The organism is Glaesserella sp., from assembly GCF_041814905.1.
In the GTDB taxonomy this organism is placed as follows: domain Bacteria; phylum Pseudomonadota; class Gammaproteobacteria; order Enterobacterales; family Pasteurellaceae; genus Glaesserella.
Genome location: NZ_JBGXYA010000043.1, coordinates 1 through 10475, shown reverse-complemented (window position 1 = coordinate 10475; position 10475 = coordinate 1). Strand labels below are relative to the sequence as shown.

6 protein-coding genes and 1 pseudogene are annotated in these 10475 nt (G+C 41.4%); 3 read left to right on the top strand and 4 right to left on the bottom strand.

Features of this window, described 5'->3' with window-relative positions; genetic code table 11:
• A pseudogene (locus ACEYJ7_RS06585) lies at positions 1–807 on the bottom strand (DNA helicase); the annotation flags it as partial.
• A gap of 145 nt (positions 808–952) precedes the next feature.
• Between ACEYJ7_RS06585 and hrpA the strand changes: the two are divergent.
• Positions 953–4966: an ATP-dependent RNA helicase HrpA gene (hrpA, locus tag ACEYJ7_RS06580; protein WP_373778281.1), complete on the top strand. Its 4014-nt coding sequence runs from the start codon at positions 953–955 to the stop codon at positions 4964–4966.
• Between the two features lie 49 nt (positions 4967–5015).
• Complete coding sequence (locus ACEYJ7_RS06575) at positions 5016–6353, top strand: hypothetical protein (RefSeq protein WP_373778280.1); 1338 nt, start codon at positions 5016–5018, stop codon at positions 6351–6353.
• 87 nt (positions 6354–6440) lie between these two features.
• Here ACEYJ7_RS06575 and ACEYJ7_RS06570 read toward each other — a convergent pair whose 3' ends face one another.
• Together ACEYJ7_RS06570 and ACEYJ7_RS06565 are read right to left on the bottom strand one after the other, a co-directional pair.
• Positions 6441–6881: an NfeD family protein gene (locus ACEYJ7_RS06570; RefSeq protein WP_373778279.1), complete on the bottom strand. Its 441-nt coding sequence runs from the start codon at positions 6879–6881 to the stop codon at positions 6441–6443.
• Positions 6882–7018: 137 nt separating this feature from the next.
• Complete coding sequence (locus ACEYJ7_RS06565) at positions 7019–7933, bottom strand: SPFH domain-containing protein (RefSeq protein WP_373778278.1); 915 nt, start codon at positions 7931–7933, stop codon at positions 7019–7021.
• A 141-nt stretch (positions 7934–8074) separates the two neighbouring features.
• Between ACEYJ7_RS06565 and alr the strand changes: the two genes are divergently transcribed.
• Positions 8075–9205, top strand: coding sequence for an alanine racemase (gene alr, locus ACEYJ7_RS06560; protein WP_373778277.1), 1131 nt, complete (start codon positions 8075–8077; stop codon positions 9203–9205).
• Between the two features lie 86 nt (positions 9206–9291).
• Here alr and ACEYJ7_RS06555 read toward each other — a convergent pair.
• Positions 9292–10475 (bottom strand): TolC family protein (locus tag ACEYJ7_RS06555; protein ID WP_373778276.1); only part of this gene is annotated, 1184 nt, incomplete at its 5' end.

Here is a 10475-nt window from a genome sequence, read left to right as displayed (position 1 = left end):
TGCAAAAAAGCTATTCATAATAGAAATTTGAATGTGCTCAACTTCTACACTAAAAGGCACAATTTCACTATTCCCTGTTTTCTCTTGTTTTACTGTTCCTTTACGTGGATAAAGATAAAGCTCGGGTAAACCTGTTTGTTCAGATTGGAAATGCATCCAATCTGTCACTATTTGCACCAATTCTGCAATGTTCTCACCATTTAAAGCCGGTAATGGATTTTCTTCAGTAACTTTCGGTTCAATCTGCGTTTTCAAAAAGTCTGCCAACAAATCTTTTAATAATTTCATTTCTCCATCAAATTTATCAAAATCAAGACAGCTTACATCTCCACCGTGCTGACGGATTTGCCCTATTGCCCACGGTGCAGTAGAAACTTCAATATTACCCGATTTATATGGATCTAATCGCCCCAATTCATCCAAACTGATTTTGGCGCAACAACTTAACCCCTTGCCTTCTTCAGTGAAATTACGTTTAGTCAACTGATTTCCAATAAAACGAACATTGTCGCTTTCCTCTCCTAAGGCAAGCATCTCTTTTAGCTGCACCCCTAGTTCCTCCTTTTCATAAATACCGATAAACAGATCGAAGCCCACCACAATTTCATTTTCACCTTTATAAGGATTTAACCAAAGATCTTCAGCTTGATAGGTCGAAATAGCTTGTGCGGAAAAAGGCTGGTAAATCTGCTTTTTCTTTGTAATTTTAGAAAGTGCGTCTTGCAGATCGTAGGGTAGGAAAAATTCAATTTTGTGCCAAAAATCTAAAATGGCAATTTGTTCTGAAGTGAGTTTATTTTGAGACATCGTGTTTGTTTGCAATTATGATTCTTTGAAGTATAAGTCATTGTAGGGATTATACCGTATATAGGCAAGCCTAAAACCTGAACCAATCCTCGTTCTATGGTACAATCTTGCGCATTATCAAATACCATAAAATATCAGCGATAAAATGAAACAAAATTTGCAAAACAATAAAAAAAACCGATCGCTTGATGATGCTCAAAAAGCATTGTTAGCCCAATTAAAAGATATAACCAATTTAGATTATCGCCGTTTACATTCTCGAATTCACGGCATTTCCAATATCAAAAATGAAAATGCCAAACAAGCCATTATTGCAGAAATTGAAACGGATCTGACCGCTTGTAAAAGCCGTTATCTCACGCGTAAACAACAAGCTGAACAACTAAAAATTGAGTACCCTGATCTGCCTGTTTCTGCTCGCCGTGACGAAATTTTAAAACTGATTGCCGAACATCAAGTGGTGGTGATTGCAGGGGAAACGGGGTCGGGTAAAACCACGCAGTTGCCGAAAATGTGTTTGGAACTTGGGCTTGGGGTGAAAGGGCTAATCGGGCATACGCAACCTAGACGTATTGCGGCTCGCTCGGTGGCGACACGCATTGCCGAAGAGTTGAAATCGGAACTTGGCTCGACTATCGGTTATAAAGTCCGCTTTAACGATCAGATCAGTGATAACACGCTCGTCAAATTGATGACGGACGGTATTCTGCTTGCCGAAATCCAAAACGACCGCTATCTCAATCAATACGATACGCTGATTATTGACGAAGCCCACGAACGCTCGCTCAACAACGATTTTATTCTCGGTTATCTCAAACAAATTTTGGCAAAACGCCCTGATTTGAAGGTAATCATCACATCGGCAACCATTGATGTGGAACGTTTTTCTAAACATTTCAACAACGCACCGATCATCGAAGTGTCGGGCAGAACTTATCCTGTGGAAGTGCGTTATCGTCCGCTTGTTGAGGAAGAAGATCAAGACCAACTACAAGGCATTCTCAATGCGGTGGACGAACTGCAAGCGGAAGGTCGGGGCGATATTTTGATTTTTATGAACGGTGAGCGAGAAATTCGTGATACCGCCGAAGCCTTACAGAAGCAAGAACTTCGCCATACGGAAATTCTACCGTTATATGCCCGTTTATCAACCGCAGAACAACAACGCATTTTTACCCCAAGTAGCCTGAACCGCATTATTCTAGCGACTAACGTGGCGGAAACCTCGCTGACTATCCCGAATATCAAGTATGTGATCGATACGGGAACGGCTCGTATTTCCCGTTATAGCTATCGCACCAAAGTTCAGCGTTTGCCGATTGAGCCGATTTCTCAAGCCTCCGCCAACCAGCGTAAAGGGCGTTGCGGACGTATTTCAGAAGGGATATGTATCCGCTTGTATTCGGAAGAGGATTTTAACGCCCGTCCGCAGTTTACTGATCCTGAAATTTTGCGGACAAATCTGGCTTCGGTTATTTTGCAGATGACGGCGTTGGGTCTGACGGATATTGCTTCGTTTCCGTTTGTTGATGCACCGGATCAGCGGCATATTCAAGATGGTATTCGTCTTTTGGAAGAATTAGAAGCCATAGAAAATGTAAAACATTCGCTCCCCCCGTTTACGGGGGGAGCTGGGCAAAGCCCTGAGGGGGGGAATGCCCCCCTCCGTCCTGCGGACACCTCCCCCCGTAAACGGGGGGAGGGAAATTTCCGACTAACCCAAATCGGCCGCCAACTCGCCCAACTCCCTATCGATCCCCGTCTGGGTCGTATGGTGATCGAAGCGGTAAAAAACGGCAGTTTGCACGAAGTGATGATGATCGTATCCGCATTATCTATTCAAGATCCCCGTGAGCGTCCACAGGAAAAACAGCAGTCAGCAGATGATAAACACCGCCGTTTTGCCGATAAAGAGAGCGATTTTTTAGCCTTTGTGAACCTGTGGCATTTTATTCAAGAGCAACAAAAGGAACTCACTAAAAATCAGTTCCGCAAACTCTGCCAAAAAGATTATCTCAACTATCTGCGAGTGCGTGAGTGGCAGGATATTTATCATCAGCTTCGCCTTGCGGTGCGTGAAATGGGCTTACCGATTAACAGTGAACCTGCAAATTATCAGCAAATTCACACCGCTTTATTATCGGGTTTATTGTCGCATATCGGCTTGAAAGATAACGAAAAAATGCACTATTTAGGGGCGAGAAATGCTCATTTCTACCTATTCCCTAATTCTGTGCTTTTCAAAAAACAGCCGAAATGGGTAATGGCGGCGGAATTGGTTGAAACCACCAAATTGTGGGGGCGAATGGTGGCTCGGATTGAACCTGAATGGGTTGAGCCACTTGCCAAACACTTAACCAAATCCAGTTACAGCGAACCACGCTGGGCAAAATCGAAAGGGGCGGTGGTTGCCGATGAAAAAGTATCGCTCTACGGTATTCCGATTGTCGCCAGCCGTCCTGTGATGTATGGGGCAATCGATCCTGTTGTCAGCCGTGAAATTTTTATCCGCTCGGCGTTGGTGGAAGGCGAATGGCATAACAATTACAAATTTTTTAAAGAAAATAACCGCTTGATCAAAGAGATCGAAGAGTTGGAACACAAATCTCGTCGCCGTGATATTTTGGTGGACGAGCAAGTGCTGTTTGAATTTTACGATCAGCGGATCGGCACAGATGTCGTTTCCAGCAAGCATTTTGATAGCTGGTGGAAAAAAGCGTCCGAGAAAGATCCTGAACTACTGAACTTTGAAAAATCATTCTTGATGAATGATAACGCCAACAAAGTCAGCGAGTTGGATTTCCCAAATTTCTGGTATCAAGGTTCGCTCAAACTGAAGTTGAGCTATCAGTTTGAAATCGGCTCACAAACGGACGGGGTGACGGTACATATTCCGTTGCCGTTGCTAAACCAAGTGGAAACGCACGGCTTTGATTGGCACGTTCCGGGGTTACGTCAAGAGCTTATCATTGCATTGATTAAATCGCTACCGAAAGCCACTCGCCGTAGTTTTGTACCTGCACCAAATTATGCGGAAGCGTTTTTATCTCGTGCAGAGCCATTTAAAAAGCCGTTGTTGGAAAGCCTAAGTTATGAACTTCGCCGAATGACAGGGGTTTTGGTTGAACCTGAACAGTGGGATTTAAGCCAACTGCCACCGCATTTGCGGATCAGCTTCCGTGTGATTGATGAAAAAGGTAAAAGCCTTGCAGAAAGTGAAAACCTTGATGAATTAAAATTCCAACTGAAAGATCAAGTACAAAGCACGCTTTCTAATATTGCCGATGATGGAATTGAACAAAGCGGTGTGCATTTGTGGAATTTTGCCGATTTACCACAATGCTACGAGCAGAAAAAACAACATTTCAGCGTAAAAGCCTACCCAGCGATTGTCGATGAAAAAGATGCTGTTGGGATCAAGCTGTTTGAAACGGAATTTGAGCAAGCCAAAGCAATGCAAGCAGGCTTACGCCGATTACTATTGCTAAACGTGCCGTCGCCGATTAAATATCTGCACGAAAAACTGCCGAATAAGGCTAAACTGGGTTTATATTTTGCCCCGTTCGGCAAGGTGCTAGAACTGATTGACGACTGTATCGCCTGTGCGGTAGATAAGTTGATGGAAGAGTTTGGTGGCTTTGTTTGGTCAGAAGAAAAATTTAACTCCCTGCACGACTACGTTAGGGCGAATTTAAACGACACCACGGTCGAAATAGCCAAACAGGTTGAGAAAAATCTCACCCTTGCCTATGAAATCAACAAACGTCTAAAAGGTAAGTTAGATTTCACGATGGCATTTGCCCTATCAGACATTAAAGCCCAAATCGACGGTTTGATTTACCCTGATTTTGTCACCAAAACGGGCTACAAACGCCTTGCAGATTTACACCGCTATCTTACCGCTATCGACAAGCGGTTAGATAAGTTGGTGGTAGATAGCAATGCCGACCGAGCCAAAATGTTACGCGTTGAACAGGTGCAAAATGCCTATCAACAACTGTTGGCAAAACTACCAAAGTCCAAACCGATTTCAGATGAAGTCTTGGAAATTCGTTATATGATTGAAGAGTTGCGTGTCAGCCTGTTCGCCCAACAGCTTGGCACAAAATATCCGATTTCGGATAAGCGGATTTTGAATAGTATTCAAGAGATAAAATAGTTTACAAGCGTTCTTATTTTCATAAGATTTTACAAAATGGAGATAGCATATGGAAAAAATAATAAACAAAGAAAATTTAATAGAAAAACTCATTAAATTTCTTTATAAGAAAACACGATATTATCAAATTAACCAACAACTATCTTATCTAAATCAATTAAATATTGAATTACCTAAATTTTATCAATTAAGCGCTGATAGTGGAAAGCTTATTCATTGGGAAGAGACCTTTAATGAATATAATATACATAAATTACCCAAATCATTACAGAAAATATTTGTCAATAGCATAATAAAAACAGTATCCTTAGAAGAAAAATTTGATTTCTCTTTATTAAATAGTTTGAGTTGTTCTAAGGGTTTTGTTAAAAATTGGTATGAATCTATTAATGGCAGTTGGTTTAGTAATATTTATTCTTGGGGAAAAGCCATGTATCCAGCAGAAAATTTGGCTGGATTAACAGAAGAGGATTTTCAAGATAATATATTCCATATTGAAAGCGAAGGATTTAGACTAGGAAAGCCAATAACTGTTTTTTATTATGATTGGTTAAAAATATATGAAGGAAGTCAAACTGGTGGTTCACATCATACGGCAATGTTAGTTTATCAATTAATTAGTCAAAAACGAAAATATGTTAGAGAAGCGACTGTTACGCAATATAAAATAGATATAAATCCCATTATTAATCTAACTAACGATTTCTACATTTTTGTTACTTCTATCTCAAAAATATCTGAGGAAAATCATAGCCTAGATATTGATAAACAGATGAAAAAAATTGCAAGTGAATTCTATTCTATAAAAATTCGTTTTAGTGTAAACAATGCTTTTATTTTCTTGATTCCTAAAAATAAACTAATTATAGATAAAAACTTATTAGAATATTGGTACAACCAAAATATTAATAAGAAAATAATCCCATTAGTTTTATTACTTGAGAATAGCCTCGCATATTGTAAAACGCCTTATTTACACGAAATTAAGCAAATCTATCTAGGAGATCCACTCAGAAGAAATGATATTAAATCGAAAAGAATAATACTAAAAACAATAAGAAGCCATCATTCTATATTAACTTATTCATCTTTTCCAAAAGGAATAAAAGTCGAATTAATTGAGGCTTGTCAAGAATATCCACACTGGTATAAATGCAAAATAGAAGATATAGAAACCTACATTCCTCTACATTTTCTTAATAATAGTTTTTTGATTAGAGAATATAATCCAACCGAATTAACGATAAAGGAAGATCAAGAAGTTGAATTAATCGAATTACATCATGGATGGGCGATGGTGAAATATCACAATCAAATTGGTTGGCTGCCTTGTGAAATTCTAGTTTCAAAATGGAGCATGGACCAAAATGGTAACCCAATGAGCTGAAATACTCTTAAAGTTATTTTAATAAAGTACAAAACAGCAAGCGGTACAATTTTGTAAAATTTTTACATAATCGTACCGCTTGTTATGTCAGACTTTCACTACATTTAACGTAATTCCCTCAACTTGTTCGACTTTTACCTTGTCACCCAATTTTAAGTTTTCTCCGACTACCCGCCACGTAGTATCACCGAACTTACCTCGGGCAACGCCGTTATCTAAGATTTCAACAATCGATCCGCGAGAACCAATCATTGCATGATCGCGGAAATTGAGTTCGGCTTTTTTGTCTTCTTTTTTGTCTCGACTATGTTGGAATTTCCACCATAACACACTGAAAGTAATGGCTAAAATTGCAAAAATAGCGGCTTGTAAAGAGAAAGCAAGTCCGGGGAATAAATAAAGAACGCCCGCCACAATAATCGAAGCGAATCCCCACCACATAATAAAAATACCGGGAACGATTGTTTCTAAAATTAACAATCCAAACCCCAAAATTAACCAAGCGGTTGAACCTGAAAACCATTCCATAATTAAATTCCCCCTTCTAATATCCTTTGCTTGCTAAAAATGGATAATCCATGTCCACTTGCAAGCGGTGAGATTTTAATAAAATTTTGCAAATTAATGGAGATGATCTGCAACACGCAGATCATCGCATTTTATATTTACTGTTTATCGCCTTTTAAAAGTTCGGCAATACCGGCAACAGAGCCGATTAAATTACCCGCTTCCAATGGCATTAATACGACTTTACTGTTTTCTGCAGAGCCGATTTCTTTAATCGCTTCCGTATATTTTTGAGCAATAAAGTAGTTAATTGCTTTGGTATCCCCTGTCGCAATCGCTTCGGATACCATTTTAGTCGCCTTGGCTTCCGCTTCTGCCGCACGCTCACGGGCTTCCGCCTGTAAGAAGGCTTCTTGACGCTCACCTTCCGCTTTCAAAATGCGCGATTGTTTTTCACCTTCCGCACGTAAGATTTCCGCCTGACGGATACCTTCCGCTTCTAAAATATCGGCACGTTTGTTACGTTCCGCTTTCATCTGTGCATTCATCGCTTCAACCAACTCTTTCGGTGGGCGAACATCTCGAATTTCGATACGAGTGACTTTTACTCCCCAAATATTGGTGGCTTCATCCACAATTGCAAGTAAGCGTCCGTTAATCAAATCACGCTGTGAAAGCATATCGTCTAAATCCATCGAACCTAATACGGTACGCATATTCGTCATCGTGAGATTCACGATAGCTTGTTCCAAGTGGTTAACTTCATAAGCCGCACGGCGGGCATCAATCACCTGAACAAAGCAAACTGCATCAATGGCAACGCTAGCATTATCTTTAGAAATTACTTCTTGCGATGGAATATCCAATACTTGCTCCATCATATTAATTTTGCGTCCGACTCGGTCAATAAAAGGTACAACAATATTTAAACCCGGTGTTAATGTTTTGGTATAACGTCCGAAACGTTCGATTGTCCAATGAAATCCTTGCGGCACAGTTTTAATCGTAGAAAACAGTACGACTACAACAAGCAGCACAAAAATAATTGACACAATAGGTAATTCAAAATCCATAAGATCCTCCTTCATGTAAATAAATTATGTTTATATAGTACCCAATTCTGACCTAATTACTAGGGAATTTACGTTCAAAAGCGTATAATCAGACCAGCTAAAATTTACAAAACTCTTTCTATCTGACTAGGTAAAAAATTTATGAAACCTGCCACCGCAACGATTAACGGTAGTGCCTTACGACACAATATAGCGCTGATAAAATCTTTAACGCCTCAAAGTAAAATTTGTGCGGTTGTTAAAGCAAATGCCTACGGACAAGGCATTCATCATGTACTCCGTAATTTAGAAAATCACGTTGATGCCTTCGGTGTTGCCCGAATTAAAGAAGCGCTTACTATTCAAGAGAGCGGCTATGCCGGCAAAATTGTCTTGTTAGAAGGTTTCTTTGATAAGGAAGAATTGCTTAAAACATTATCCCGTCGTTTTGATACCGTTGTTCATTGTACTGAACAATTGGAACTATTTGAAGTCGTTTCAAAAGAATGGCAGGAAGAACAAGCAAAAGGGTTTTGGTCTCGCAAAACCAAAATTTACTTCCCGGTCACCGTTTGGTTGAAAATCGATACCGGCATGCACCGATTAGGTATCCATCCGGAGCAAGTGACCGAATTTTACCAACGCCTGAGCGCCTGTCCGTTGGTCGAAAAAATCAATTTTGTCAGCCATTTCAGCCGGGCTGACGAACCTGATTGCGGCTATACCGAAAAACAGATCGCAACCTTTGAACAGGCAACCAAACCCTACCCTTCGGCGGAACGTAGCATTTCAGCCTCAAGCGGCATCCTTTATTGGAAAGAAGCGCATTATGATTGGGTTCGCCCTGGCATTATCATGCATGGCATTTCACCACACAGTCAGCCGATTACCGATTTAGGCTTCAAGCCTGTTATGACGCTTTCTTCCTCTCTCATTGCAGTTCGTACGCACAAAGCAGGTGAACCCGTCGGTTATGGCGGAGCTTGGGTCAGTGACAAAGAGACCAAAATCGGCGTGGTGGCAATAGGCTATGGCGACGGCTACCCCCGCAATGCACCGGAAGGCACGCCGGTATTTATTAACGGACGCAAAGTACCGATTGTCGGACGGGTATCGATGGATATGATGACCGTCGATCTCGGCGCCGACAGCCAAGATAAAGTCGGCGATGAAGTCGAACTGTGGGGGGAAAAATTGTTAATAGAGGAAGTCGCCGATGCTATCGGCGTGATCAATTACGAGCTGATCACCAAACTCACCCCGCGAGTGATTACCGAATATAGGGAAGCTTAGCCTGCAAGCGGTATGATTTGTATACTATTTTGCAAAATTTTTGCCACATCGTACCGCTTGCTATGTGACGTTCTCCATTCAAAGCACTATTGCCACCCTCCGCCCAATGCCTTGTATAAATTAATCATATTCTGTGCTGCGCTTAAATTAGATTGCACGAGCTGTTCTTGGTAATTCAAAACGGAAATTTGTGCTCGTAGTGCTACATCCAATGTTTTATCGCCGTGTTTGAATAAAAGCTGACTGTCTTTCGCCTGTTTCTGTGCTTGTTGTACGGTTTTCGTCAGTAATGCGGTTTGGCGTGCCAAACTTTGTTGCATTTGGTAACTGTTATCCACTTCTGCAAGCGCTGTGAGTAAGGTTTTATCATATTGAATTACCGCACCTTTTAAACGGGCATCGGCAGCATCAATGTTGGCTTCAATCCGCCCATTTGTAAAAATCGGCAACTGTACGCCTGCGCTGATAAAACTACCGATACCGGATAAATGCGACAGATCATTATTCAGCCCAATTCGCCCGCCTTGTCCGAGAAATTGAATATCAAAGCGTGGTAAAAGATCTGCTTTAGCACTGGCAAGCTTCGCACTATAAGCACGAATTTGTTGAGCGTTGGCACGTAAATCGGGGCGGCGGTTAATGATATCACTTGGTTGTTGCCCTGCCGGCGGATTTGGGATTTTCGCCAGCGGATTACCCTGTTTTACAAGATGAAAACCTTGCGGCGTTTGCCCGAGCAAAATGGCAATATTGCGTTCAAAACTGACCGCTTGTGCGGTTAATGTCGTTTGTTTGGCTTGAAGTGCGGTGATTTGTGCCGCAATTTCATTCACTTCATAGGCGGTTGCTTGCCCTGCATTGAAACGCCCTTGAATATAACGTTGCAACTCGGCTAACACGGTTAAGTTTTGTGAAATCAACGCCTTTTGCTGTTCGGTGGCAAAGATTTTAAAGTAATTATCGGCAATTTGGCTGGCAACTAACAACTGCGTGCCGTAAAGCTGTTCTTGCTGCCCGAGTGCCGCATAGTAAGCCGCATCGGCATCACTGCGTTTTTGCCCGAAAATATCCGGCTCCCACGAGGCGGAAAAGCCGCCGTATCCGCCACCGCTTCGGCTGGAAGACGGGTTAATAATACCGCTATTGATATTACTGATCCCGCCACTTATTGAGCCGTTTAAACCGACATTCACGCCCATATCCGCTTCCGCATATTGGCTGTTTGCCTGCGCTTCTTTTAAGCGTGTTTGGGCAAAGGCAATATCCAAAT